Source organism: Bythopirellula goksoeyrii (genome assembly GCF_008065115.1).
Lineage (GTDB): Bacteria > Planctomycetota > Planctomycetia > Pirellulales > Lacipirellulaceae > Bythopirellula > Bythopirellula goksoeyrii.
Genome location: NZ_CP042913.1, coordinates 2,717,960 through 2,741,881, shown reverse-complemented (window position 1 = coordinate 2,741,881; position 23,922 = coordinate 2,717,960). Strand labels below are relative to the sequence as shown.

At 52.8% G+C, this 23,922-nt stretch carries 25 protein-coding genes; 12 read left to right on the top strand and 13 right to left on the bottom strand.

Translation table 11 applies throughout. The annotated features are described in order from the left end of the window. Window positions 1–135 precede the first annotated feature (135 nt). Window positions 136–807, top strand: a complete 672-nt coding sequence (locus tag Pr1d_RS10840; protein WP_168205176.1) for an ankyrin repeat domain-containing protein — start codon at window positions 136–138, stop codon at window positions 805–807. A gap of 124 nt (window positions 808–931) precedes the next feature. On the opposite strand, the gene Pr1d_RS10835 is transcribed toward Pr1d_RS10840, so the two are convergent. Together Pr1d_RS10835 and Pr1d_RS10830 are read right to left on the bottom strand one after the other, a co-directional pair. Then, entirely contained in the window at window positions 932–1,513 is a 582-nt protein-coding gene (locus tag Pr1d_RS10835; protein WP_148073538.1) for an HdeD family acid-resistance protein, read from the bottom strand. Between the two features lie 198 nt (window positions 1,514–1,711). After that, window positions 1,712–3,424, bottom strand: a complete 1,713-nt coding sequence (locus tag Pr1d_RS10830) for an esterase/lipase family protein (protein WP_168205175.1) — start codon at window positions 3,422–3,424, stop codon at window positions 1,712–1,714. Between the two features lie 335 nt (window positions 3,425–3,759). Between Pr1d_RS10830 and Pr1d_RS10825 the strand changes: the two genes are divergently transcribed. Beyond that, window positions 3,760–4,500, top strand: coding sequence for a rhomboid family intramembrane serine protease (locus Pr1d_RS10825; protein ID WP_148073536.1), 741 nt, complete (start codon window positions 3,760–3,762; stop codon window positions 4,498–4,500). Window positions 4,501–4,515: 15 nt separating this feature from the next. On the opposite strand, the gene Pr1d_RS10820 is transcribed toward Pr1d_RS10825, so the two are convergent. Continuing rightward, complete coding sequence (locus Pr1d_RS10820) at window positions 4,516–6,432, bottom strand: acyl-CoA dehydrogenase family protein (protein ID WP_148073535.1); 1,917 nt, start codon at window positions 6,430–6,432, stop codon at window positions 4,516–4,518. A 164-nt stretch (window positions 6,433–6,596) separates the two neighbouring features. Here Pr1d_RS10820 and Pr1d_RS10815 point away from each other — a divergent pair, with 164 nt between their 5' ends. Both Pr1d_RS10815 and Pr1d_RS10810 read left to right on the top strand, forming a co-directional pair. Next, on the top strand, window positions 6,597–7,709 hold the full coding sequence (locus Pr1d_RS10815; RefSeq protein WP_148073534.1) for an aminopeptidase: 1,113 nt from the start codon (window positions 6,597–6,599) through the stop codon (window positions 7,707–7,709). A 273-nt stretch (window positions 7,710–7,982) separates the two neighbouring features. Next, window positions 7,983–8,459: a CBS domain-containing protein gene (locus tag Pr1d_RS10810; RefSeq protein ID WP_148073533.1), complete on the top strand. Its 477-nt coding sequence runs from the start codon at window positions 7,983–7,985 to the stop codon at window positions 8,457–8,459. Window positions 8,460–8,502: 43 nt separating this feature from the next. Here Pr1d_RS10810 and Pr1d_RS10805 read toward each other — a convergent pair whose 3' ends face one another. Continuing rightward, window positions 8,503–8,715: a hypothetical protein gene (locus Pr1d_RS10805; RefSeq protein ID WP_148073532.1), complete on the bottom strand. Its 213-nt coding sequence runs from the start codon at window positions 8,713–8,715 to the stop codon at window positions 8,503–8,505. A 160-nt stretch (window positions 8,716–8,875) separates the two neighbouring features. Continuing rightward, window positions 8,876–9,073, bottom strand: coding sequence for a cold-shock protein (locus Pr1d_RS10800; protein WP_146451274.1), 198 nt, complete (start codon window positions 9,071–9,073; stop codon window positions 8,876–8,878). A gap of 618 nt (window positions 9,074–9,691) precedes the next feature. On the opposite strand from Pr1d_RS10800, the gene Pr1d_RS25750 reads away from it, so the two are divergent. The 4 genes from Pr1d_RS25750 to Pr1d_RS10785 all read left to right on the top strand — a co-directional run bounded on the left by Pr1d_RS25750 (window position 9,692) and on the right by Pr1d_RS10785 (window position 13,966). Beyond that, complete coding sequence (locus Pr1d_RS25750) at window positions 9,692–9,856, top strand: hypothetical protein (protein WP_168205174.1); 165 nt, start codon at window positions 9,692–9,694, stop codon at window positions 9,854–9,856. A gap of 542 nt (window positions 9,857–10,398) precedes the next feature. After that, the gene (locus tag Pr1d_RS10795; RefSeq protein WP_148073531.1) at window positions 10,399–11,742 is read left to right on the top strand and encodes a DEAD/DEAH box helicase; all 1,344 of its coding nucleotides are present in this window, start codon (window positions 10,399–10,401) and stop codon (window positions 11,740–11,742) included. Window positions 11,743–11,999: 257 nt separating this feature from the next. Then, a complete protein-coding gene (locus tag Pr1d_RS10790) occupies window positions 12,000–12,224 on the top strand; it encodes a DUF485 domain-containing protein (RefSeq protein WP_238476685.1) in 225 nt (74 codons plus the stop codon). Continuing rightward, window positions 12,221–13,966: a sodium/solute symporter gene (locus Pr1d_RS10785; protein WP_148073529.1), complete on the top strand. Its 1,746-nt coding sequence runs from the start codon at window positions 12,221–12,223 to the stop codon at window positions 13,964–13,966. Before Pr1d_RS10790 ends, Pr1d_RS10785 begins: the two co-directional genes overlap by 4 nt. Before the next feature lie 19 nt (window positions 13,967–13,985). On the opposite strand, the gene Pr1d_RS10780 is transcribed toward Pr1d_RS10785, so the two are convergent. From Pr1d_RS10780 to Pr1d_RS10770, 3 genes are all read right to left on the bottom strand, one after another. Then, a complete protein-coding gene (locus Pr1d_RS10780; RefSeq protein WP_238476684.1) occupies window positions 13,986–15,209 on the bottom strand; it encodes a nucleoside permease in 1,224 nt (407 codons plus the stop codon). A 160-nt stretch (window positions 15,210–15,369) separates the two neighbouring features. Continuing rightward, window positions 15,370–16,185 (bottom strand): ABC transporter permease subunit, encoded by an 816-nt coding sequence (locus Pr1d_RS10775; RefSeq protein ID WP_148073528.1) that lies wholly within the window; start codon window positions 16,183–16,185, stop codon window positions 15,370–15,372. Next, entirely contained in the window at window positions 16,182–17,078 is an 897-nt protein-coding gene (locus Pr1d_RS10770) for an ABC transporter ATP-binding protein (protein WP_168205173.1), read from the bottom strand. Before Pr1d_RS10770 ends, Pr1d_RS10775 begins: the two co-directional genes overlap by 4 nt. Window positions 17,079–17,380: 302 nt before the next feature. Between Pr1d_RS10770 and Pr1d_RS10765 the strand changes: the two genes are divergently transcribed. The 4 genes from Pr1d_RS10765 (at window position 17,381) to Pr1d_RS10750 (ending at window position 20,613) form a co-directional block, all read left to right on the top strand. Next, on the top strand, window positions 17,381–18,829 hold the full coding sequence (locus Pr1d_RS10765; RefSeq protein WP_148073526.1) for an outer membrane protein assembly factor BamB family protein: 1,449 nt from the start codon (window positions 17,381–17,383) through the stop codon (window positions 18,827–18,829). A gap of 52 nt (window positions 18,830–18,881) precedes the next feature. Then, a complete protein-coding gene (locus Pr1d_RS10760) occupies window positions 18,882–19,184 on the top strand; it encodes a hypothetical protein (RefSeq protein ID WP_148073525.1) in 303 nt (100 codons plus the stop codon). A 145-nt stretch (window positions 19,185–19,329) separates the two neighbouring features. Further along, window positions 19,330–19,881: a hypothetical protein gene (locus Pr1d_RS10755; RefSeq protein WP_148073524.1), complete on the top strand. Its 552-nt coding sequence runs from the start codon at window positions 19,330–19,332 to the stop codon at window positions 19,879–19,881. A gap of 30 nt (window positions 19,882–19,911) precedes the next feature. Beyond that, on the top strand, window positions 19,912–20,613 hold the full coding sequence (locus Pr1d_RS10750; RefSeq protein WP_148073523.1) for a class I SAM-dependent methyltransferase: 702 nt from the start codon (window positions 19,912–19,914) through the stop codon (window positions 20,611–20,613). A gap of 55 nt (window positions 20,614–20,668) precedes the next feature. Here the strand turns inward: Pr1d_RS10750 and Pr1d_RS10745 are convergent, their stop codons facing one another. The 5 genes from Pr1d_RS10745 to rpsP form a co-directional block, all read right to left on the bottom strand. Continuing rightward, window positions 20,669–21,610, bottom strand: a complete 942-nt coding sequence (locus Pr1d_RS10745; protein WP_168205172.1) for a dual specificity protein phosphatase family protein — start codon at window positions 21,608–21,610, stop codon at window positions 20,669–20,671. A 59-nt stretch (window positions 21,611–21,669) separates the two neighbouring features. After that, window positions 21,670–22,107: a YraN family protein gene (locus Pr1d_RS10740; RefSeq protein ID WP_148073522.1), complete on the bottom strand. Its 438-nt coding sequence runs from the start codon at window positions 22,105–22,107 to the stop codon at window positions 21,670–21,672. Between the two features lie 4 nt (window positions 22,108–22,111). Next, window positions 22,112–22,483 carry a 50S ribosomal protein L19 gene (gene rplS / locus Pr1d_RS10735; protein WP_148073521.1) on the bottom strand — a complete coding sequence of 124 codons (372 nt, stop codon included), beginning with the start codon at window positions 22,481–22,483 and terminating at the stop codon, window positions 22,112–22,114. A 116-nt stretch (window positions 22,484–22,599) separates the two neighbouring features. Beyond that, the gene (gene trmD / locus Pr1d_RS10730) at window positions 22,600–23,280 is read right to left on the bottom strand and encodes a tRNA (guanosine(37)-N1)-methyltransferase TrmD (protein ID WP_148073520.1); all 681 of its coding nucleotides are present in this window, start codon (window positions 23,278–23,280) and stop codon (window positions 22,600–22,602) included. Window positions 23,281–23,373: 93 nt separating this feature from the next. After that, complete coding sequence (rpsP, locus tag Pr1d_RS10725; protein WP_148073519.1) at window positions 23,374–23,889, bottom strand: 30S ribosomal protein S16; 516 nt, start codon at window positions 23,887–23,889, stop codon at window positions 23,374–23,376. Window positions 23,890–23,922 lie beyond the last annotated feature (33 nt).

The following is a 23,922-nucleotide window of genomic DNA, read 5'->3' as shown; positions in this document are numbered from 1 at the left end:
AACATTGGTTGGCCGTCTCAAGCACTCAATGCCCCGTTTGAAAGCGAGGGATTGAAGAGCTCCCTGCTTCCGAAATTACCTATCCAGGCATACCTTATGAAAACTCCTGACCTTCGAGTCTGCTGTGGTTGGTCTATGAGTATTATTTTCTCGGCAACTTTGGTGATGTTACTGATCGGTTGCGAGCAGTCAGAAGAGTTGGCAAAGATGGGAGTAGAAGAACCGATCAGCAACGACTCTCCGGTCGACGTGCCTCAGAGATCGGCGAAAGAGACCTCAGAGGAAACGAAAAAGCAGACGCAAAATGTTTCAACCCCCGAAACTGAACAGGTTGAAGTCGATTTCTCGGCATTCCAGGATGCTGCCTTAGCTGGAGATGGCAGAAAGGTTCAGCAGGCGATCGATGGAGGAATCGATGTCAATCAGGCGGATGATCAGCAACGGACTGCGCTGATGTTGGCGGCGTTTAATGGGCACACACCCATTGTGAAACTCTTGCTAGACGATGGGGCTGAGTTAGACCATCGTGATGCCCTCGGGCGTACCGCACTCATGTTTGCTGCAACCGCTGACAACGGCGAGACGGTAGAGTTGCTGATTGACGCCGGTGCCGATGTCAATGCGGTTGATACGGGTGAAGGCTTTACGTCGCTCATGCATGCCGCTGCTGAGGGTCAACTTAAAGTGGTGCAGATTCTCTTAAAGCACCAAGCAGATCCAACTATCCGGGATGTGGATGGTGACACGGCCCTCGATTTTGCCACACAAAACGGACACACTGATGTCGTGAATTTGTTGACGCAGTAGTCTGACTGCTTCGCTGGGCCGAGTGCCGTGTTGCGGCATGACTGTGCGGAAAACAAAAAGGCTGGTCACCGGGATTGGCGACCAGCCCTTTGAGTTCTAACTTCTCTTTACTATTGAGCGGTCCCTAGGCAGCCTTTGCATGCGGCTTGATTCCCAAGCCCAGCATGATCCAAGACCAGCCGTTGAAAATCATCTCGATACCGATGAACAGGCCAATGACCCACAACGCAGAACTTGGCCACTGGCGGTTTATCAGGAGTCCTAGAAGGAATGTGACACCGCCGTTTAGTAGCACCCAACCCCAACCGTGAAACCTTTGCATAAGCGAAGAAAGGATATCAATCAGTCCAACCACCATCAGAAAGATTGCCAGAATCTTCGTAAGGAGCAGAGTATTTTCTGCGGGAGCGTCGATGATCATAAAACCGACTATTCCATAGAGTACACCGACAAACAAATGCATGAGCGTGCCGCTCCATCGGGCCGCCAGGAAAGAGCTGAGAATCTGGGCAATTCCACCCCCCAACAGCAAGAATCCAAACAGTACGACCGAAGCTACTGAAGCGACGCATGGATGAATAATACAAATCGACCCGATCACAATTAAAGCGATGCCGAGCGCTAAGAACGCCCACCAGTGTTCGCGCAGTTGATGTAATTCATGAAGTTTCTCAGTTGCCGCAACGGCAGGTGAATCTGTAGACATGGGATTTTCCTTCCTAAAATAAGACAGGTTTGGACCAAGAAGATCTTGAAGTTTATTTACTCATTATAGGTTTAGGTTACAGTAGCTCGGACGCAAATAAGAAATCAAACCGCGAGAACCTATTATCGGCGTATTCGCTACGATAGGAAGTATTTCCTCCTTCTCAGTCGAGACTTCGAGACTGTCACCTGAAGCCACTCAGTAGAGACCATTTTGGCGTAAATGGATACGGAGGATACGGGCTATCTCAGCTATTGTGATTGGGTCGCGGTGGAGATACTCGTGTTTGGCCTGTACATCTTTCTCGCTTTGGACGCCTTGCAGTCGCGCACTATGAACGGGAACCACACTATCGGAGGGTTCGCCGGTGCATGTGTGATAGCCGTAGCCCACGATCGAATGCAAAGCCACCGAGGGCGAATAGGGCAACGCCAGCGTAGCATTCAACAAGGGACTTGTCGGCTCCAGGAGATCGATGCTCGTGGGGAAACGCTTCTGGAGTTCGGGGCTGAAGAGATTCGGATTATCACAGACGAGTTGACTGTGCATCATCTCAGAGCGTTCAGAAGGGTCTACGAGCGCTGAGCCGAGTCGTCCGATGGGGCGACGTGCCAAGGGTGAACCCTCGTGAGGGGTGCCGATGTAGACGACTCGAGCCACGGAGTTTGAGGGCGGAAAGAAAAATGCGTCATGCAAGTCACGGCGTGTTTGTGGAGTCGTCAGGACATTCGCCAGCGGCCGGTCGGCGACGGTTCGCCAGAGTCGATCGCCGCTTTGGGTAACTTGGAGCTTGGCAACTAGGCCTCCCAGGCTGTGTCCGACCAACACGGTCTGAGACAGCGCAGTATCACAATGGGTGGGATCGTATGTTTGTCGAAGCTCTGTCATCTGACGCCGTAACCTAGCCGCGCTGGTCAGGAAAGGCTCACCCGTGGCATAACGAAAGGCCCACCATTGGTAATGTTCATTCAACTCCGGTTTGGCGCGGAGTTCGTTGATAACATCAACCCATGTGGCCGGATCACTGAGCAGACCATGAATGAAAACAACGGGGATCTTTCCTGGCTGAAATGGCTCGATCATGAACAGGCCATCGCGATCGTCGGCCCTTCCTGGCAAGAGAAAACCATTGAGCCACTGTCGATTCTCCCCTTGCGTTGCAAAGACAAAAGGTGCGGTAATATCGTTAGCCAGCGGAACCTGAGTTCCCGCTACGACGGTCGTGTTCTCACGCAACGGATCATGAAATTCGAGTTGGTAGCCCGACTGCGAGTCATTCGGCCGTAATACGGCAGTAGCAGAGAATATCCGTTCCTTCTGAGTGAAAGGCTGGCGGTATGCCGTCTCTCGTACTACGACCAATGGCACTCCTAGCCCTCCATTGCGAAACGCACGAGATATATTAGGGGAGGCATAATTGCCGGCGGGTTCAAGTTGCCGAAATTCTTCCGGTCCCCAAGTGAATCCTTGATACGTCGTCGGCAAGTGGGTCTTCCCACAGGTCGTGGAAACGGTAACTCCGCGGCACGGATCCCAACGACCAAATCTCTGAGCCGTTACGAGCAGCTTGGCAACCGCTGAGCGATGAAGTTCGGCAGATCGAACTGAGGTCTTACCTTGCTTGGCAAGTTCACGTTCCATCACAGGCCAACTGGTGGTGGCTGCCTGATAATAGAGGTCGACGCAGTCGGGGCACTCGGCGGCCTCGGAATGCTGTGCGGCTGCATAGCTTTCCTCCGCGACCGCCAGCGACCAGTTTCCGATGCCATCCGGATTAGGTTCAGCGTAACAAGGTTGCTGCCAAACGGTTTTCTTTCGAGGCAGAAAGCTGCAACCGCTGCTAATCAACAGGCAGACGGCGACACAGAGAATGTTGCGCCAAAACAGAGAGTTGCGTATCGGGCCTTTCACAAGTGCAAACGTCTCCTCCATGAGAACGGGGCGGCCAGAAAGCGACTAAGCTACTGGTATTGGGGGAATGTGAAAATATACCACGCTCCCTAAGACCAGGCGCGCTCGCGGGCTGCGGCAAGTCAAGTAGTTGGCATGTAGGATTTACAAATGCCGGAAGAAAGAGAGCAACCCGAAAAGTTTATCATTCTACCGAGGAATCAGTCTGTAGAATGAACTGCCATGGTGCGAAAGTTGTCAGACAAACGGCTTGTATTTCAGGCTGTGCCCATCTGATAATGCGGTTTCCCTGAGTTGATTATTTCCGATCTCTGCCAGATGAGTAAGAGCCCTATATGGTATTCCCTCTGAGCGACGACAACGCCGATCGTACATCATTTCCCCTGGTGAACATCATCTTGATCGTGCTCAACGTCGTGGTCTTTGTCGTGTTTCAGGGGATGGGCAAGAACGACAAATTCACGCTTTCCTATTCCACGGTGCCAGCGGAGATTGTATCGGGGCATGATGTGGTGACTGAAGACAAAAAGGTCCGCATGAACACGGCGATCGGGGTGCAGGAAGTCACGATTCCCGGATTGCGTTCAACACCGATTCCGGTTTACCTGACGTTGTTTACAGCGATGTTCATGCACGCAGGAATTGCCCACCTGGCAGGCAACATGTGGTTTCTGTGGATCTTTGGTGACAACATCGAGCATGATCTTGGCAAAGTACGTTATCTGGTCTTCTATCTGCTATGCGGTGTTTTGGCTTCTCTTGCGCATGTCTTTGTCAGTGCGACGGGCCCGTCAGCATTGATCCCCTGTCTCGGTGCCTCAGGGGCGATCTCAGGAGTGATGGGGGCGTATCTAGTGTTGCATCCGCATCGAAAGGTGTTGGTTCTCTTGATCCGTTTTGTGACCGATGTTCCTGGCTTTGTTGCGGTGGGATTCTGGTTTGCTTTCCAAATAGTCAGTGGTTTGGGATTGCTTGGAGGAGATCAGACGGGGGTCGCCTACGGAGCACATATCGGAGGTTTCATCGCAGGGGCAGTCTTGGCACTGCCATTTAAGGCAAGTGTCGCGAAGCAATAGAGCCAAAAGTCGGCCTTATTGCTTTTCATACTTCATCAGGATCTCATCCGGATCAAGTCCTGCGATGCTCTGGAATTTTCCATCGGCTATCGCTGCACCCAACTCAGTCACCTGGCGGTAGTAGGCATTCGACGGGCGGCGACCTGTGTATTGCTGTATCTGTTCCTGACAGAATACATTAGCCGCATCACGAACTATTTCGTCACTTTGGCGCGCTCCGTACAGAGCAGTGCAAAGCACCGTGATTAGGCTCTGGCAACGCAATGAGAGCTCAGCCATGCGGCATTGCCGGTCGGCGAGCGACAATTGAAATTTGCTCATCGTGTTGGAGATTTCTAGTGCCATGTCTTGCAATGCGTTGCAGGCGAATTCCGCATGGCGAGCAAGGACGGGGGGCATCGTGGGTAGTTCACTCTTGGCAGTCGGCAAAAGGCGGCGTGCGACGAGCCATTTCAGATAGGGAAACGCCACGCTCTTGAGAGCCCAAATATGGGCCGGGTTCAGCGGGTTCATTTTCTTAATGCCCGCAGCAGCAAGTGCTTTGCCAACCGGTTCGAAATAGGTTTTCCCGTGGTGTTTTACAAGCGATTTGAAGAAGGCCATGCCAAGCATTTCTCCCTCACCTTCGTAGATACATGGGGCAAGATATTCGTGCACATTGTCACCCAACAGGTGCCCATGGAGGAACGAGCGGCCACCATGAGTTTTCATGAACAGTTCGATCGCTGCGTGTTTCTGGGCTTCGCTACCGAAAATCTTGGCGATGATGCATTCCATCTCGCCACGATAACCCCGGTCGATCAGTCCAGCACACCACGCCACTAGGGCATCGCAGGCTGTGATGAGTCCTGCCATTTGGGCCATTCGTCGCTGCACAAGTTCGCGCCGGGCAATGGGTTCGCTGTATGTGACGCGGAAATTAGCCCAAGGGATCATGCTCGCGAGCATAATCCGCATCGTGCCCGCAGCATTGGCACAAAGGGCTACCCTTCCCAGGTTTAACCCGTGATATGCAATCGTAAGCCCGTCGCCACGAGTCGGCTGAAGCAGATTCTCGGCAGGGACATGGAAATCATTGAAAATAATTCCTCGGTTATAAGTCTGCTTGAGCGCCCACAGGCCGTACTTACGGAGTTGGAAATGCTCGTTTTCAGTCTTCGGCAAATCAACGATCAATACGGCAGGGCGATTCTCGATCAAGCATACCAAGCCGATGGTGCGTCCCGGAACGACATTGGTGATAAAAAGCTTCTCACCGTTAACGACATAGTCGTCGCCATCAAGAACCGCGCAAGTTCGGAGTGCAGTGAGGTCGCTTCCCGCACAGGGCTCGGTGAGAGCAAACGCACTGAGCCGCGATCCATCGGCCAGTCCCGGCAAGAATCGCTGTTTTTGTTCTGCAGTGCCAAATGTGCGCACGGGGTCCACTGCCCCGATGCATCCGTGAACCGACGCCAGGCCGGCAATGGTGGGATCGGCCATGGCCATGCGAGTCAAAAACGGCGCGAACTCCGCAAAAGGAGTTCCAGAGCCACCGAATTCTTTGTCGACCAAAAGACCCCAGTAGCCGACCGAAGCAAGTTCCTGCATCACGGCTTCGGTAATCTTGCCCTGTTCGTCAAGCAAGGTATTGGCAGAGCGATGTTTCCGGACTAGGGTGACCGAGTCGTCCATCACCCGCTGGATGTCGGCGCTTAGAGTAACAGTAGTACTCTGAAAAAGCTCTACCGGCACTCCACGATCCCACACGGCACGGTGTGCGGGAGAGTTCACCGTCTGATATTGCGGGGCAAAGAGGGCTTCGACTTGGTCGTCGGCCTTGTCGATCGCCCCCGTGCGGCGGGCTTCGTCGGAACTCTTGCCGCCGAGTTTAAGCGCAGTCTCAGCAAACGATGCTTCGTGTTCGTCGCCGGGTTGTGTTTCTGAAGTCATCTTTATTCCTTATCGTCAAGAATCAATGTCGATATCACTATTCTACCTTGTGCTAGACGTGATGTAGAGGGATGATATTTGGGACTGAAGACCAGCGGCCGTAGACTCGCGGCCCTTTTGCGTGTGTGTGATCCCTGCCACTAACTACTAGCCACTCACTTCCTATGCATGATTCACGAATTGATAAGCTTGCCAATTTGTTGCTCGATCATAGTTGTTCTCTGAAGTCGGGAGAACACATCTTGATCGAGGCGTTTGATTTGCCAGAGCCGAATTTGGTTACGGCCTTGGTGGAGGGTGCTGCCGAGCGCGGGGCGGTACCACTGGTCAGTTGGAAGAACAATGCCATTCTGCGGTCCCTCTATCGCACGGCGACCGAAGCGAGCATGAAGGCTGCGGCTGAATTCGAGGGTGCCCGCATGAAATCGGTACAGGCCTATGTTGGTATCCGTGGTGCGTACAACAGTAGCCAGTTTGCCGACGTGCCCCATGATCGGATGGACTTGTTTCAGCAACATTGGTGGAAGCAAGTTCACGGGGCTGTTCGAGTGCCGGATACAAAGTGGGTGGTTTTGCGGTATCCCACGGATTCTTTCGCGCAGGCTGCCAACAAGAGCACCTCGGCCTTCGAGGATTTTTTCTTCGATGTATGTACTGCCGACTACAAGGCGATGGGGAAAGCCCAAGAACCGCTAGTAGCCCGCATGCAGGCCGCTGATCGAGTGCGTATCACTGCCCCGGGGACGGCGTTGGAATTCTCGATCAAGGATATCCCCGTAATTCCCTGCAATGGCGAACGCAACATTCCTGATGGGGAAGTCTTTACCGCGCCGGTCCGCGATAGTATCAATGGCATAATCCGCTTCAACACTCAGTCGCGCTATCAGGGGACTGTGTTCAGTGACATCGAATTCGAGTTCAAAGACGGCAAGATCATTCGAGCCGAGTCAAGCGACACCGAACGCATCAATGCCATACTCGATTCCGATGAAGGAGCCCGCTACTGCGGTGAGTGGTCGCTCGGGACAAACAATCGCGTCCGTGAACCGATGCTCGATACACTGTTCGACGAAAAGATCGGCGGCAGCTTTCACCTCACTCCAGGGCAGGCCTACGAAGAAGCCGACAACGGCAACAATAGTCGAATTCACTGGGATCTAGTGCTCATTCAACGCGCAGATTATGGCGGTGGGGATATCTGGTTCGATGACGAACTGATCCGCAAAGATGGCCATTTCCTACCGGCTGATCTCAAAGAGCTCAACGCAGGACTGTAAAGAAGCACGACTCCCCGAGTCGTAATTCTTCCATACCGCGACGAATCCTCTCCCTTGTGGTATGGGAGTCGATATCGACTCGGCGAGCTATTCAACAATGTGAAAAGTTTCACGAAGTGGAGGTTGTGAAATCTTTCACAACTCGTTTCTTGCTTTTTCAACTAGCAATCTAGATGATCCGGATGTTAAGCTGGTTGGTGTTCAACACTTTTCTGTTTTTCTATTTCTTAGTTCTTAGTTGCCGATAATGAAGGCCCTGCGGAGCATCAAGCCATGTGTGAAATTACCGCTCGCGATTGCATGACTACCAGGCTGGTTACACTCAGCCCAGACATGGATGTTATTGAAGCTGTAGAGCTCTTGCTCAAGAAGCGAATCTCCGGAGCGCCTGTCGTTGATCCATTCGGAAACTATTTAGGTGTTTTTTCTGAAAAGTGCAGCATGCAGGTTCTCTTGGATGCAGCCTATGAACAACTGCCGAGTAACCAAGTGCGGATGTTCATGAACACCGAGGCAATGACTATCGAAGCGGATACCCACCTCTTGTCGATGGCTCAGGTATTCTTGCTAACGAATTATCGACGGCTTCCCGTGCTGGAAGATGGTGTACTCGTGGGACAAGTGAGCCGCCGAGACGTCATGCGCGAAGCACTCGGCATGCTCCGTCATCAGGATTTATCCAAAGACACCGGCTCGACTTTGCTCTATCTAAGTGCCGTCGTGGAACGAAGCGATGCCCCGCTTGCCTGAGCGGTTCATTTCACGTGCTGACTAGCGCAGCTACAAAAACGGACTACCGTTTAGCGGTCACAGCTTTGCTGGATTCCTCACGGAGCTTTCTGGCACGTTTTTCGTCGGCCAGTTTCTTTTGACGTGGGGCGTCGGCTTGCTGAATAGCACACTGGGGATGTATGCCGGCAGGTGAATAGGAGTTCTTGCCGCAAATTGGGCAAGTCTTACCATGCGTGGTCGTGTTAAGAGGAAGGGGTTTGGTGTTGTTCTCCATGATCGCACTACTTTCTTCGCACGTTGCCAAAGCATCATGCAAACCGCTACGCGACTTGCCAGCCGGCGCGGCTAAAATAAAGCCGCCCGGTGGCTTTCAGCCACCGGGCGACCGAGAGTTTCTTGTGCCAGAAATGATTCTGGCAGCTTTCATGCGGGTCTTAGGCCAAGACCTTAACGTTTTCCGCACGTGCCCCCTTGGGGCCCTGTCCTTCCGTGTACTCTACTTTTTGTCCTTCGCGGAGGCTCTCATAGCCTTCACCTTCGACAGCAGAACTGTGGAAGAAGATATCTCCCCGCTCGCCCTCGATGAATCCAAAACCCTTTTCAGTCAACTTCTTAATAGTACCTTGCGACACTTCGCATCACTCCTTGCACGCAGAACGAAATAGAACCCGGCCGACGCACCGTGCAGTACACGTACGGCCCAGCTAATGCCGCCCCACTGTGGAGCGGCGTAAGGAGGAAAGCAAGTTGAGCCAACAATGGACCAACCATCGGAACAGGACTGGCAATACGATGCCAAACTAACCAATGGTCGAGTTAAGAAGAACGCTAGTGAATAGAGTCGACATTTGGTAACTAGATATGATTCTAATTAACTATGTCGACAAACCCCCAGCAAAGCATCTTGCGTCGCCTTTGCTTTCCTTTTACCACTTCCTATTGTAGCGTGTTTGAGGCCTGAGAGTCGATAAACCTTCTCTGACTTTCAAAAATACCTGAAATTAAGTGGCCTCTGTTTCTAGTATGACGTCCTGGCAGTGCAGTGTTCCCCCTCCCAAGCAAGCATTCCTGGCCAAGCCATCCCCAACCTCTGCAAAAGGGTTTCTACTATTCAAAGGTTCCTAGAACCCCAGGGGGCCGATACAATGGGCACTGATATGACGTATCAGTTCGTGATTGGCAGGGAATCCGCCAAGTCATTTGCTGACTTGAATCCCCTACTCAATTCGAACTTCAACCCAGGATCGTAAATGGCCAAAAACCAAAACACCTTTGAAAAGATGCGTCGTGAAATGGAAAAAAAGCGGAAAAATGAGGAAAAGCGTGAGCGTCGCCGTAAGCGAAAAGAAGGGATCGTAGAGATCAAAGATCATGAGAGTGACTCGTCTGTGGAAGAGTCAGCGCCAATGGAATAGGCTCACATTACGTCGGGAAGTTAGTAATTAATTGTCATTTTATTTGCCGTATAACAGCTAGAACAACCCTTGAAAATGAGGTCTGAACGGCCACAGTACTTCATACTCCAACAAACGCTAGCTCCGGGCAACTATTGACTCTCTACCCCATTCTGCTACACTTACGCTGCCGATAGTTATGAAGGCGCGAGACCGGGGCGGCTAGTCCGTCTCCGGATCATTCAAAATCGACTGTAGCGGTCTCTTGGGCGAACGTTTAGTTTCCGCCCTGGTATCTTGCTCTCCGACCGCGACTGATTCTCTTGCTCCTGAGGCCCCTGCAGTATTTTCTCGAATGGGAAATCTGTATCGCGAGCCTCCCACTAGTTGAGCTGATTAGCACAGGAATGCTCTGCGCAATCGCTGCAACGTTGGTCGAGCTAAACCCCTACAACGTCCGCGGCATGTTGGGCGTTTAAAACAACCCACCTAGTCGAGCGCCCACCCTGGCAGAGTACTGCCTTTGCGCTCGCACTGTATCCTCTGAAAGAGAGAACTGTTTGATGAAGTTTGAAGATTTAGGTTTGTCTCAGTACTTGCTCCGTGCGATTTGTGGCGAAGGCTATGAGACAGCTACTCCCATCCAGGCCCAGGCGATTCCCATCGTACTTGAAGGTCACGACCTCATGGGCTGTGCCCAAACTGGTACGGGCAAGACGGCAGCGTTTGCATTACCAACCCTCCATGCGTTGGCCGGTGACAAACGCACAAAACTCCGCAAGCGACCGATCCGCTCGTTGGTTTTGGCACCTACGCGTGAACTGGCCGTGCAAGTCACCGCGAGCTTTGCCAAGTACGGAAAATTCACGCAGCTGCACACAACCACCATCTACGGCGGAGTGAACCAGAATCCCCAGGTTCGCGCCTTGCAGAAAGGTGTCGATATCGTAGTGGCCACACCTGGACGTCTGTTGGATTTGATGAATCAGGGACATGTTGATCTGAAACAGGTGGAAATCCTGATACTTGACGAAGCCGACCAAATGCTCGACATGGGCTTCTTGCCTGATTTGAAGCGGATTGTTGACGCCGTACCCAATGATCGCCAAACTTTGATGTTTTCTGCAACCATGCCTGATGCGATCCGGCGACTGGCAGGGCAGTGGCTTGATGATCCAAAGCATCTTCAAGTGTCTCCGAATTCTTCTCCGGTTGAGACGGTCAAACAATCCGTCTTCTTCGTCAACACGCATCACAAACCGCAAATGCTCACGCATTATCTGCAAAATACGGCCTGGGAACGCACGTTGGTTTTTGCTCGCACCAAACATGGGGCGGACAAGATCGTCAAACAACTTGTGCGCGACGGCATTCGTGCTGCTGCAATTCATGGCAATAAAAGCCAGAATGCCAGGGCGCGTACTCTGGAGCAGTTCAAATCGAATCGTCCCCCTGTACTGGTTGCCACCGATATTGCGGCTCGAGGGCTTGATGTCAACTCAGTCTCACACGTTATCAACTACGAGTTGCCTGAAGTCCCGGAGGTTTACGTTCATCGTATTGGCCGGACTGGCAGAGCAGGTGCCAGTGGAATTGCCACTTCATTCTGTGGTGGTGAAGAGCGTGGCCGCCTACGTCAGATCGAGCGGCTTACTCGCCGTGCGATCGATGTGGAGGTTACGCACGCGGAATATGCCCTGCCGGAGAGGTCCAATACCGGAGCGAAAGGAGATTCGCCGCGGCCAAGAAGGTCCTCCGGCAGAAAATTCTATGGCAAGAAACCTCAGTCCGGTTCTACGCGTCCAAAGTCGCCCAAAGCGGGTACGCAGAAATCTGGAGGACAAGCTAACTCCAGTAAGCCTCGCCGCCCCAAACGTCGCCCACGACCTGCAAAGACAGGTGAGTAAGGCTTTCGATCGTCAGGAAGAATATTTAGCCACGGATCGACACGGATCAAACACGGATAAGAATTGGAGCCTCAATCAAATCCGTGACAATCCGTGTTTCATCCGTGGCTAAAATCATTTTGGCTAAGAACGAATCTGGTCCAGACAGTTTGATTCAACTGGAGGGCTCTTTGATTGGAACGGCAGTTGGGCTATCTTGGGGGCACTGTGTGTCCAGCCTTTTTGGCTTCTCAACGTAATCCTCCTCAATCATGCCCATGAACTCTCGAAATTCGCGGATTGGCCTGGCGTTGTTCTCTTTGTACCTGTTGCTTTATGGTGGCTTCGTACTTCTAAATACCTTTTGGCCCGCCACGATGGACGCCACTCCTTTTATGGGAGTGAATGTCGCCATTTGGTATGGTTTTGGCCTGATCATGGCTGCGTTTGTACTGGCACTCATCTACGGCGCCCTCTGTGGACCAACGGAGGAAGAGCAGTGATTTACACGCCTTCGTTTCTCGCGGTCGCCATTTTCTTTCTGTTCGTCGGAATCACACTAGGGCTAAGTTTCTATCTTGGCGGTAGGGCCAAATCTTCAGCTGGCTATTTTGCTGCCCATGGGCAGATTCCTTGGTTCGTGAATGGCGTGGCCTTCGCGGGGGATTACCTCTCGGCTGCGTCGTTCTTAGGCATCTGCGGAATGATCGCCTTTCATGGTTACGATGGGTTTCTCTATTCGATTGGATATCTGGCTGGTTGGGTCGTAGCGCTCTTCGTTGTTGCCGAGCCGATGAAGCGACTGGGTAAATTTACCTTTGCCGATGCACTCAATTCGCGTTTTGATTCACCCGGTATCAAGCTGGCGGTGGGACTAAGCACGTTGGCCGTGAGCGTGTTCTATCTTATTCCGCAAATGGTCGGTGCCGGGGTGCTAGTGCAACCGCTGCTGGGTTTGCCCCACTGGGCAGGTGTAGTCATCGTCGGCGCGGTGGTCATCTTCATCGTTGTCACTGCGGGCATGGTTTCGACCACTTGGGTGCAGTTCCTCAAAGGGTCGCTTTTGGTGATCTTTAGTGCCGTGCTCACCGTGATGATTCTTCAGCGAGGATTTGATGTTGATCCCACTACACCAGAGCCACAGACGGTGACGGTCACTCCCGATGGAAAAGAGATTGTCAACGGTTTGCCGTTTGGCACTGGACCCGGAGAGGCAACACTGCGGCCCGTTGGCTCCGTAGTTCGTTTACCCGGCGGTGAAGCCAGCACGGGTCCACTAGGCCCCCTAGAGTTCTTTAGCACCCTGCAGCAAAGTGAGGTCGTGCTGTGGACCAGTGCGAAATCTACTGCTGAGGATGGATCAGTAACCACGACCTATTTACCCAAGCCCACGCCCGGCAGCCAGGTTTTGCGGCCCGGCGAACATCCAAAATTCAAGGGTATCCGTGGAGATAAGTTTTCTGAGAAGCTAAACTTCCTCTCACTGATGCTCGCGCTCTTTTGCGGTACAGCGTCATTGCCACATATCCTTATTCGCTACTACACGGTCAAGGACGAAGCCGCAGCCCGCAAGAGCACGATTGTCGGCATCGGTTGTATTGGATTCTTTTATGTGTTGACGCTCTATATGGGTCTGGGAGCAATGACGAGCGGCGCGATGGACGTGACCAACAGCAACATGGCCGCCCCGCTCTTGGCAAAAAGCATGAGCGAGTTGCTATTTGCCATTATTTCTGCCATCGCTTTCACAACAGTGTTGGGCACCGTAAGCGGTCTAATTCTGGCATCTGCTGGTGCAGTGGCGCACGATCTGGCTGGATGTTTCACTGGAATCAAGCTTACCGATCACGAGCAAGTTCGGGTCGCCAAGATCACCTCAGTCGTTGTCGGAGTAATTGCCATCGTGCTGGGTATCCTATTCGAGAAGCTCAATGTCAGCTACCTGGTTGGCTGGGCGTTTAGCGTTGCTGCCTCGGCCAACTTGCCTTCGCTGGTGATGCTGCTGTTCTGGAAGGGCGTCACCAAGCAGGGTATTATCGCTGCTGTGGTCGTGGGCATGACCAGTTCGCTGGCGTGGATATTGCTCAGCGCAGACACCTTCTCGGCGGTCTACGGCCTCCCAGCAGAAGACGCCTTGGTGCCATTTAGCCAACCGGGGATCGTGACGATTCCTTTGGGTTTTGCCACATTGATTCTGGTTTCGCTGCTAACACGCAAATCGAACCAAGGCGAGCGGGAGGCGTAAGCCTCGCGCAACTTCACCTTCATTCTGCTGTCTCAGCCTCGACTTTCTCCTCCACCGCTCGATCGTTAAACAAGAACGCGAACAGCAGCATCACGACTCCAGCCATGGCGGCGGGGACGATCCAGAAGCTTCCCCAATCGGTGACTGGGGGTTCTCCGGCAGTAGTGTAGTTCGCAACCAATCTCCCGACGACTTGCGCTCCGATGCCGAGGCCAAGTCCCTGAGTTACCAGCACCAAGAGTCCCTGGGCCTGGCCACGAATTTCTTTGGAGCATTTTTTGTCGGTGTAAATGAACCCTGTCACAAAGAAGAAATCGTAGCAAATTCCATGGAGCAAGATTCCCAGCATGACCATCCACTTGATGTTGCCATCATCTGCCGCTGCGAACAGGCCGTAGCGGGCAACCCACGCAGCCATTCCCACCAAGAGCATCCATTTCACCCCGAGCCGGCGGAAAAACAATGGCATCGACAACATGAACACGATTTCTGAGATCTGCCCAAAGGACATCGCGAACGCCACATCTTCAAATCCGATCTTCTCGACAAACACGGGTGCAAAAGCGTAATAGGCTGCCAGGGGGATACAGATAAGGAATGAACCGAGTATGAACACCATAAATGGCCATTCTTTGAGTAGCGCCAACGCGTCGACGCCGAAGATTTCGCCGAGAGTTACTTTCTTTCCTGCCGCCGGAGGTGGAGTGTGGGGCAGTGTTAAGCTGAAAGCCGCCAATGCTATGCTGGCGATTCCGGTCACATAGAATTGAACTGCCTCCTTGTCGCCATGAAGCCATTTGCTCACGACCCAGTTTGCCGCGATCCACCCGATTGTGCCGAACACGCGTATCAAAGGGAAGTCTCGCTCCTGATCGACAATGTTGTGAAATGCGAGGGTATTGGTGAGTCCCAGAGTTGGCATGTATGCCAACATGTGGATCATCAGCATGGCAATCATGTACCCTGGTCCAGCTTCTGCCGCCATAGGAACGGCGAACATGCTCAAGGCACCAATCAAGTGCATGGTGGCGAGAACGCGTTCCGTAGCAAAGAAACGATCGGCAATCATTCCCAAGAATACCGGTGAGATAATCGCGGCAATTGGCCCCACGGTATAAGCCCAAGAGACATAATCAAACATGCCATGGGCCGTCATGTAGTTGCCGACCGTCACATACCAAGCCCCCCAGATAAAAAACTGGAGAAACATCATGATTGAGAGTCGCGTTCGAACACTGGCCACGGCAAGAACTCCTGATTAGAGCAAGTTGTAGAGGGTTGATCAGATTCCTGATTGCCATTCACATGGGAGTAGCAAAATACTGGACAATCCACAAAGAAAGTTACCAACAGAAGAGCGAAGTTACCAGCACAAAATACCAGAATTGCCTGTGAGATATCGCTCAGAGAGTGCAAATGTTTCGCCGACGAAAGACTATCAGTCCCACGACCCACGCAATCGATCCGATGGCAAGGAGCGTCAGCATATCGCCGACGGGTACTTCGCCGGTGGCCAAAATATTAGCGGGGCGATAGTAGCTCAGGATCCCCAGTGTGCCCAGGAAGTCGATTTCTGGCCAGAATTGAATCAGGAAGTTGAGTAAAAACGAAGCCACCACCAACCCGAAAGCCGTGGCCATCGCTCGCCCCCTGACATTGCTCAGCGTTGAGATGAGTAGAACAACGCCTCCAACAGCAAAGTAAACGCAGTACAGATTGCCGACCACGACCAACGACTTTGTCAGAGCATGTCCCCCCTGGGACGGAGCGAAGAAACTCGCGACATTATGCCCCGCTAGGAGCATCCCACAAAGCCAAAATCCTGAAATGAGCCAGACTAAGGTCTCGCTCACATACAGCTTAATCCGCGAGACGGGCCAGCTAAGCAGAATGTCGATCGTCCCGCGGTCTATTTCCCCCGCGGGGAGCCGTGTGCAGAAAACAATCTCTTGAGCCCACAATAGTGTCAAGACAGTTGGGTGGACCCATACAATAGCTCGCAACGTTTCTGCATTGATGTTTCCGCCAAAGTCGTCACCAAGAAGTGCTTGGATAAACGTACGTACAAAGGGCAACGTAGACAAAAACTGATTCAATCCTTCCTCTAGTTGGGGAAGTAACATCGTCAGCAACATTCCCACCACAAAAAGTGCGAGACCAAATGCCAGATGCAGAACCCAGGTTTCGTAGAGCGTCTTTCGCAGTATACCTCTAATCACTTGCCGATCTCCTGCGGCTCATAAAATCGGCGAAACAAGCTCTCAAGACTGGGGGGACTCACTGACAAATCTTCCAGTGGTTGATGAGTCGCCCAGGCAATCAATTGGGGCGTTGTACCCGTCAGCACACATTGGCACACCTTGCCGTTGCGCTGCTCGAGCAACAGAAAGCTTGGCAGCTCAGCTTGTTCGGCTTGTTCTGCTTCCTGAAACCGTAGCACGACAGAACGATGCACTCGCTTCCGCAGGGCGTCCATGGTTTCGTCAGCAATGATTCTTCCACTTCGAACAATCGCGACACGACTACATAGGAGTTCCACTTCGCTAAGTGTATGACTGGAAAAGAAGACTGTTGCACCGCTTGAGACGGATTCTCGCAGGCAGCGGTAGAGTTCGTCACACATCAAAGGATCGAGCGCCGAAGTCGGCTCGTCGAGGATTATCAGTTTCGGCTCGTGTACGAGTGCTAGGACAATCCCCAGTTTTTGCCTCATTCCGCGCGACATTTTTCGAACGGGTATGTTGCCGTCCAATTGGAACCGCTCAAGAAGGTCCTTGCCAAAGCTAGAAAGGTTTTTGCCGCGAATAGAACTAGCAATACTAAGAGCCTTCTTGCCAGTGAACCAGGGATAGAGGCGGAGGTCACCTGGTAAATAGCCCACACTTCGTTTGATCTCGGCGCTGTGAGTCCAACAATTCTGGTCGAATATCCGAGCAGAACCTTGCGTTGATTTTAAAAACCCCAACAGAATTCGAATTGTGGTCGTCTTGCCGGCACCATTTGGCCCCAGAAAGCCGAAGATTTCTCCTTGAGCCACTTGGAGATCGACCGAAGCGATCCCCATGCGATTGCCATAGTTTAACGAGAGTCCAGTTGTTGCAATGACATCCATGCTCTGTTGCCTCATCGTAACACAAGTCGCTCAGGCCATCTGGCCTGACACTCATATCTCAATTGGGCGACCTCCATGGGATCGAATCGTACGACAAGGATTCTCTAGTTTGCCAACTACTCGCTAAATATAACAAGAAATAGTTGGCTAAGACCACGAGATTCAGATATTCACACAAGTTACTCCAGAATTGCACTAGGATTCACATTTCCTTGGTCTATAGAATAAATGGCTAAACAAAGGCGAACTCTTATCGCTCTGTTCAAACTCGATACAAGAAATCCTATGCGGAGAGCCGAATCATGTTCAGGTACGCTTGTTTGATCGTGTCCTTGTTAGTGGCCGCCAATTCTTCCTTCGGCGAAGAAGCTTCACGCCAATGGCCCGGCTTTCGCGGGCCCGAGTTCACGGGAGTAGCGCCGCATGGCAATCCACCCACTACATGGAGCGAGGACAAAAACATCCGCTGGAAAGTCGAAATCCCTGGTCAGGGCAGCGGCTCACCTACGGTCTGGGGGGATCGCATTTATCTTCAGACCGCAATCAAGACCGATCGAACGGCTGACTCAACTGACAATACGGCGAGTCGTATCGTCCCTGAACCCGATCATGCTCCGTTCCGACTGGTGGCAACTGATCGCGACGGGTTGCTAGCTCAAGCAGAGCCTCCTCAAGATGGCGAAAGACCTCGGGATGGCGAGCGTCGTCGCCGCGGCCGTCGGGGAGGTGGCTTCGGACGAGCAGAGGCTCCTACCAATTACTATCAATTCATTGTCATGTGCCTGGATCGCAAGACGGGGGAACTAGTCTGGCAAGAAACTGCTTGCGAGGCGATTCCTCACGAAGGGCATCACGGCACGTCCAGTTATGCCTCCGCGACGCCGGTGACCGATGGCGAAAACATTTATGTTTCATTCGGTTCGCGGGGCATCTATTCCTACACCATGGATGGCAAACTTCGCTGGCAAAGAGATCTAGGCGATCAGACCATGCGGGGTTCCTTTGGTGAGGGATCTTCTCCCGCGTTGTACAAAGATACGCTCGTGATCATTTGGGATCACGAAGGGCAATCTTTTATTACCGCACTCAATGCCAACACGGGTGAAAGCAAGTGGAAGGTAGAACGGGATGAAGCGTCTACCTGGCTCACGCCACTCATTGTGGAGTACGATAGCAAAGTGCAAATTATCATCAACGGCATGAATCGGGCTCGGGGCTACGATCTTTCCAACGGAGAAGTCATTTGGGAATGTGGGGGGCAAGCCAGCAATCCTGTTCCCACGGCTGTGCTTCACGGAGACTTGGTGTTCTGCATGACTGGTCATCGTGGTTCAGCGTTATATGCCATCCCCCTTAGCGCCAAAGGAGACATCACCGATAGCGATGAGATCGCCTGGCACATCGAACGTGACACCCCTTATGTCCCTTCGCCATTGCTCTATGACGACCAACTCTATTTTACCAAGGCCAACACCGCGATTCTTTCTTGTTACAATGCCGACACGGGGGAAGTGATCTATCGGGGCAAGCGGCTACCCGATATGGACACGGTCTATTCTTCCCCGGTCGCCGCCGATGGCAGGATCTACATTGCGGGTCGCAACGGCACGACAACAGTCCTCAAGCATGGCCCCGAATTCGAGGTCCTGGCAACCAACATGCTCGACGAACCGATCGATGCGACCCCAGCTATTGTCGGCAATGAGATTATTATCCGTACTTCGGGACATTTGTATTCGATTGCGGAGTGATGCCCAGAATGACCGCATCCTCGGCCTCTTGATAGCGAATGAATCAAACAGAATGGCAAGAGAACTTACAGATAGCTATTCTGATGTGCCAGCACATTACGGTACGTTGTCAATCGCGCCTACTCTTCTCAATGGGCAGGTAGTCAAAGTTACTATTATGGGCGACAGTGATGGAATGGCTTATCTTTCCGACCTTTTGAAATACATGGCGGAACTTGATGTTGAGTTGCGAAACATGCCCGATGGCGCCAGAGCTCACTTTCCGTTGCGTCCAGGTTTGCAATTGCATGAGCTTTCTTGTGAAGTCGAGATCTGTCGTGCAGAAGCTAAAGGGTCGGGTGAACTTCCTTTTTAGATACCAAAGAGTTAAAAACCAACATCGGAGAATTCGTGAAGTTTTGCTGGCAAGGAATACGAATTAGATCGGGATAGTATATTATCATCATATCTGTTTCGTAAGATTTATCTATTCTAGGACTTTATTGTGGAGACTAAGAAGAGTGAAAATCTCTTTACTGTGGCTAATAGCGTTCGGTTTAGCCTCAATCCTACTCTTGCCGATAGCGTCGCTGCGGGCAGTGGAGCAGGTAGTAGTAGCAGAATTGGTCGAGTTCAAGAATCAGGCTGGACAATTCAGCATCGGGCTACCTGGGGAGCCGCTGTACGAGAAGACAACCGTAGGGGATGCCCAGGAGACACAGCATCAGTACACGGTTCCCATGGAGCAAGGGGTCTATCTGATCTCGTACCAGGAGAATCCGAATCTGGAAGGGAAGGGGCCAAAGGAGTTGGCGTCGGCACTTGTATCGGGTCGTGACCGACTTCAAGAGGTATTTCAAGGAGAACTCGTCGAGAGCAAGAGTATCGCACTGGATAAATCGCATCCGGGCCTTCAATTCCGTTTCACAATTCCAGCAGCCAATGGAGAGGCTCGCTGTCGATTCTACTTAGTCGGAACGAGACTTTACCAACTGATGGCCCTCGGTGCCCCAGATTTCGCGCAATCTGATCAGGCCACTCGAGTCATTGAATCTTTTAAACTGTTAAAATAGTAAGTCGGTTGGGAAGGCGTCCCTCTTTTCATGAGTTACCAAGATTGGAACTGTCTGGCAGCGGAATTTGAAAAATCTGTCTGCGACATCACGGCTAGTAGCGGCGAGCAGCTTGTCGAACTAGTAGACGCAGCGCACCCTACGCGGCGGCAAACTCTGGTTGACGCGGGGTGTGGCATTGGGACTTTTGCCAAGCAGTTTGGCCGACGATATGGCAAAGTAGTCGCTTTTGATTTCGCTTCGGCGATGGTACGGCGGGCTCGTGGCCTCTGCCGAGAGTTGAACCATGCAACCTGGCAGACGCTTCCTTTAGAAGACGCTGGTGCACAGCTTGGTACAGTCGGCCATCTGGTTGCTTGTCTTAACGTGATTACTTCCCCCAATGCTGCTCTTCGTACTCGTCAGTGGGATAGCGTAGTGCAACTGGTGCGGCCCGGCGGGCATCTGCTGTTAGTAGTCCCATCACTGGAATCCGCTCGTCATGTAGCGGAACATGATTCCGAGGCGTTTGGCGGAACTTTGGATACCGAGGCCGATCTCGTCAACCGCCGCGACACGGAGCAGAAGCACTACACGCGTCAGGAGCTTCGTCGCGCGCTCGTGGGACGAGGGATGAAAGTCGATCACCTTCGGGAAGTTCACTACCCGTGGGACGACGATGGCCTGGACGCGTCCGACGCAATACCGCCCTGGGATTGGGTCTGCCTGGCACAAAAGCCGCTTGCGGCTTAGCGAGCCAATACCCAATGCGCCGTGTGCCGTGCTACGACACGGCTACGGGTTTTCTCTAATCCCGATACGCCGAGTGACACTGTTGGCAACTCTTGTGAAGTAGTTCCATTTTTTGGGCAGCTAGATCAGAATTCTTCGCTTCAAGAGCATGTTCTAGTTCTTTGGCGGACCTCAGTGCTGAGCCAAACCAACTCGCCAAGCGTGTATCAGACCTCTGCTCAGCTGTGAGTTGCCTAGCCGCTTCAAATAGTCCTTCACGCAGCAGCAAAGCCTCCTGACGGGCGGATATGTCAGGATGCTCTGCCATCGGTTGCCAATCGGCTGCCTGGCAGAGTTTAAGATGATCCGACGCACGATCGACTTGAGCCATGGCCGCGGTTAGTGAATCTACCTCGGCGACCTCCACAAGAGCGGGCAAAGTCGCGTCTTCAGCCGGGGGTTGATATGCTTCGACATCCCTCCACAAACCGGCATAGTCGCTGCTGGTGCCCGATCGTTTGAGGATTTCGATTGCTTCCTTGTGATCGACCGTTCCTTCGGCAATGCACGCAACCGCTGCCGCCGCCGGTCCGCGATGTTTTCCATGGTGGCAATGGATATAGATGGGACCTTCGACAGAGCGCACAAGTTGAGCAAGCGACTTGCCTGCTTCCTCTGAGACGCCATCATATCCAATGGGGATATGCACATAACGCAATCCATGATGTCGCGCCGCAGCCGCTTGCGGCTTAGCCCCGTCAACGCTCACCACCGTGAGAACGCCTAACTCCGCGAGTTCGGCAAACGCCACGTCTTCATGGGGTTCCGCGCCAACGTAGATGCGCTCGGAAAGACGTTGCAAGTTGTGCAGATGGGGAAAGCGAGTCGCATTCACTGCTTGGGGTGTAGAAGACCTCTCAACGGCCAGAGAGGAGCAAAATGGCAAGAAAAGAAAACTTGCGAACAGCAAGTTCAGAGCAAGTAGCCAAACTGGAGAATGTCGTAAGGGAACTGCCATGCTGCAATTGTCAGTAAATCGCAGATCCGCGTCAAACGGCTGTCGAGGCCGATTGGCCTTCAACTATACATCTGCCCCTGTCCCACGGCTGGAAATGCATCGAGGATGTGGCGGATGCTGGGAAGCTTCTGGTTCTCGGGCCAGACGACCTCGATCACGTCGAACCGGCTGGCATATTCGAGTAGACCATGTCCCTTGAGAAAGGCGAGCCCGGCGTGGGTAAGCCTCCGTTGTCGAGCCGAGTCGACCGCTTCTGCCGGTTGCGTAGTATCATCGAGGCGACGGGTTTTCACCTCCACGAACACGACTGTGTCAGAACTAGCGGAATAGTCGACGGCAATGATGTCGATCTCGCCATACCGCTTGCGGTGCCGAGTTGTGACAATGCGGTAGCCGGCACGTTTCAAGAACCGAGCCGCGGCAATTTCACCTCGTTCGCCTAACGACTTGGGAGCCGATCGAAATGAGAACGGCAACCAAGTGAGTAGCGAAGTCATATGACTATTTACCGGCTTTGACCCGATCGGTGCGGCGTTCCTTCAGACGGACGGCCTTACCGGACCGCTCACGGAGGAAGTAAAGTTTGGCACGGCGGACGACGCTGCTTCGCTTAACTTCTACTTTGGCAATCCGCGGTGAATGGATGGGGAACTTCCGCTCGACCCCTTGGCCGTCGACGATACGTCGGACCGTGAACATCTCTTTGGAGCCGGAGCCACTACGGGCGATGACTACCCCAGAGAAGACTTGGATGCGCTCTTTGTCCCCTTCCAGGATACGGGTATGTACGTCGACGGAGTCGCCGATTTCGAACTGGGGCACATCTTCCTTGAGGCTCGATTGTTCGACTAATTTAATGATGTCTTGGCTCATTGTTTATTCCTTGTTCAATAGCTGTTAGCTGTTAGCTATTAGCCGTTAGTGGATTCAAGTCTGGCTAAAAGCTAACCGCTAATTGCCAATAGCACTTTCATTTCTCTACGTGTCCGCTAGAGCAAGTCGGGTCGCCGCTCTTGGGTCCGGTCTCTACTATTCTTTTCTCGCCAGGCTGCAATCTGGGGATGGTCTCCGCTAAGGAGAATCTCCGGAACCTGGTGTCCGCGATACTCACGCGGACGAGTGTATTGGCTATGCTCAAGGAGGCGATTCCCTGTGGAAAAGGAATCCACATGGCTCGACTCTTCGTCTCCCAACACGCCGGGCACGAGGCGGATTACGGTGTCGATCACCGTCATCGCTGCCACTTCCCCGCCGTTGAGGACAAAGTCGCCGATCGACAACTCCTCAGGCTGCAGGATGTCACACACGCGTTGGTCGAATCCTTCGTAGCGTCCACACAAGAGCACAAGTCGCTTGTGTGTGGCTAAACGCTCGACCACCTGCTGGTTCAAGGTTTCCCCCTGTGGGGTCAGCATGACCAGCTTCCCCGGATTTGCATCCAAGGTTTGTACTTCTTCGACCGCTTCGACTGTCGGCTCGGGCTTGATCACCATCCCGGGGCCGCCACCGAAGGGGCGATCGTCGACACATTGGTGTTTGTCTCGACTCCAGTTTCTTATGTTGTGCAGATGAATCTGCACCAGTTGGCGATCGATGGCGAGCTTTAACAAGCTCTGCGTCATGTAACCAGAGAACATTTCCGGAAACAAAGTCAGCACATCGAAACGCATTTGGTGTGAGGTGAGTAGGTGAGTAAGTGAATAGGTGAGTGGTCAAATTCCACATACATACCTTCTCACTCACTCACCTACTCCACCTTCTCCTTACTCTTTCGCAGCAGCTTCTTCGGGTGCAGCAGCTGTTTCGGCAGGCTTCTCTTCGGTAGCGGTCTCGGCGACCGGTGGTTCCGTTGTAGATTCTGCGGGAGCAGACTCGGCTGCTACCTCTGCAGGAGCTTCTGTTGCGGCAGCTTCCGTTGGAGCTGGTTCTTCTTCTTTTTTCTTGGGCAGTGAGGCAGGGGCACCAGGATCGGGCACGACCTTTGGCTGAGCCTTCTTAGACAAAGCCTCTTGCTGCTGGGCGAGGTGGGTGCCATCCTTGCCGTACTTCTTGATCAGCACAGCCACCTTCTCTGTCGGCTGGGCACCCACACTAAGCCAATAGGCAATCCGCTCCCCATTAAGTACGGCACGCGCATCCGTGTCGGCTACACTGGTGTCATAAACGCCCAGTTCTTCCAGAGCCTTCCCATCGCGGGGGGCATGATGATCGAACGCACACACACGGAAAAAGGGACGATGGGTCCGACCCATCTTCTTTAATCGAATTCTGACTGCCACTAAGTTCTCCTCGCCTGATCTTTGACTACATCA

What these genes read in the sequence shown, in the direction of transcription:
- Pr1d_RS10840 (WP_168205176.1), top strand. Translation starts at nt 136, where the DNA reads ATGAGTATTATTTTCTCGGCAACTTTGGTGATGTTACTGATCGGTTGC.
- Pr1d_RS10835 (WP_148073538.1), bottom strand. Translation starts at nt 1,513, where the DNA reads ATGTCTACAGATTCACCTGCCGTTGCGGCAACTGAGAAACTTCATGAA.
- Pr1d_RS10825 (WP_148073536.1), top strand. Translation starts at nt 3,760, where the DNA reads ATGGTATTCCCTCTGAGCGACGACAACGCCGATCGTACATCATTTCCC.
- Pr1d_RS10820 (WP_148073535.1), bottom strand. Translation starts at nt 6,432, where the DNA reads ATGACTTCAGAAACACAACCCGGCGACGAACACGAAGCATCGTTTGCT.
- Pr1d_RS10815 (WP_148073534.1), top strand. Translation starts at nt 6,597, where the DNA reads ATGCATGATTCACGAATTGATAAGCTTGCCAATTTGTTGCTCGATCAT.
- Pr1d_RS10810 (WP_148073533.1), top strand. Translation starts at nt 7,983, where the DNA reads ATGTGTGAAATTACCGCTCGCGATTGCATGACTACCAGGCTGGTTACA.
- Pr1d_RS10805 (WP_148073532.1), bottom strand. Translation starts at nt 8,715, where the DNA reads ATGGAGAACAACACCAAACCCCTTCCTCTTAACACGACCACGCATGGT.
- Pr1d_RS25750 (WP_168205174.1), top strand. Translation starts at nt 9,692, where the DNA reads ATGGCCAAAAACCAAAACACCTTTGAAAAGATGCGTCGTGAAATGGAA.
- Pr1d_RS10795 (WP_148073531.1), top strand. Translation starts at nt 10,399, where the DNA reads ATGAAGTTTGAAGATTTAGGTTTGTCTCAGTACTTGCTCCGTGCGATT.
- Pr1d_RS10790 (WP_238476685.1), top strand. Translation starts at nt 12,000, where the DNA reads ATGAACTCTCGAAATTCGCGGATTGGCCTGGCGTTGTTCTCTTTGTAC.
- Pr1d_RS10770 (WP_168205173.1), bottom strand. Translation starts at nt 17,078, where the DNA reads ATGGATGTCATTGCAACAACTGGACTCTCGTTAAACTATGGCAATCGC.
- Pr1d_RS10765 (WP_148073526.1), top strand. Translation starts at nt 17,381, where the DNA reads ATGTTCAGGTACGCTTGTTTGATCGTGTCCTTGTTAGTGGCCGCCAAT.
- Pr1d_RS10760 (WP_148073525.1), top strand. Translation starts at nt 18,882, where the DNA reads ATGGCAAGAGAACTTACAGATAGCTATTCTGATGTGCCAGCACATTAC.
- Pr1d_RS10750 (WP_148073523.1), top strand. Translation starts at nt 19,912, where the DNA reads ATGAGTTACCAAGATTGGAACTGTCTGGCAGCGGAATTTGAAAAATCT.
- Pr1d_RS10745 (WP_168205172.1), bottom strand. Translation starts at nt 21,610, where the DNA reads ATGGCAGTTCCCTTACGACATTCTCCAGTTTGGCTACTTGCTCTGAAC.
- Pr1d_RS10740 (WP_148073522.1), bottom strand. Translation starts at nt 22,107, where the DNA reads ATGACTTCGCTACTCACTTGGTTGCCGTTCTCATTTCGATCGGCTCCC.
- rplS (WP_148073521.1), bottom strand. Translation starts at nt 22,483, where the DNA reads ATGAGCCAAGACATCATTAAATTAGTCGAACAATCGAGCCTCAAGGAA.
- trmD (WP_148073520.1), bottom strand. Translation starts at nt 23,280, where the DNA reads ATGCGTTTCGATGTGCTGACTTTGTTTCCGGAAATGTTCTCTGGTTAC.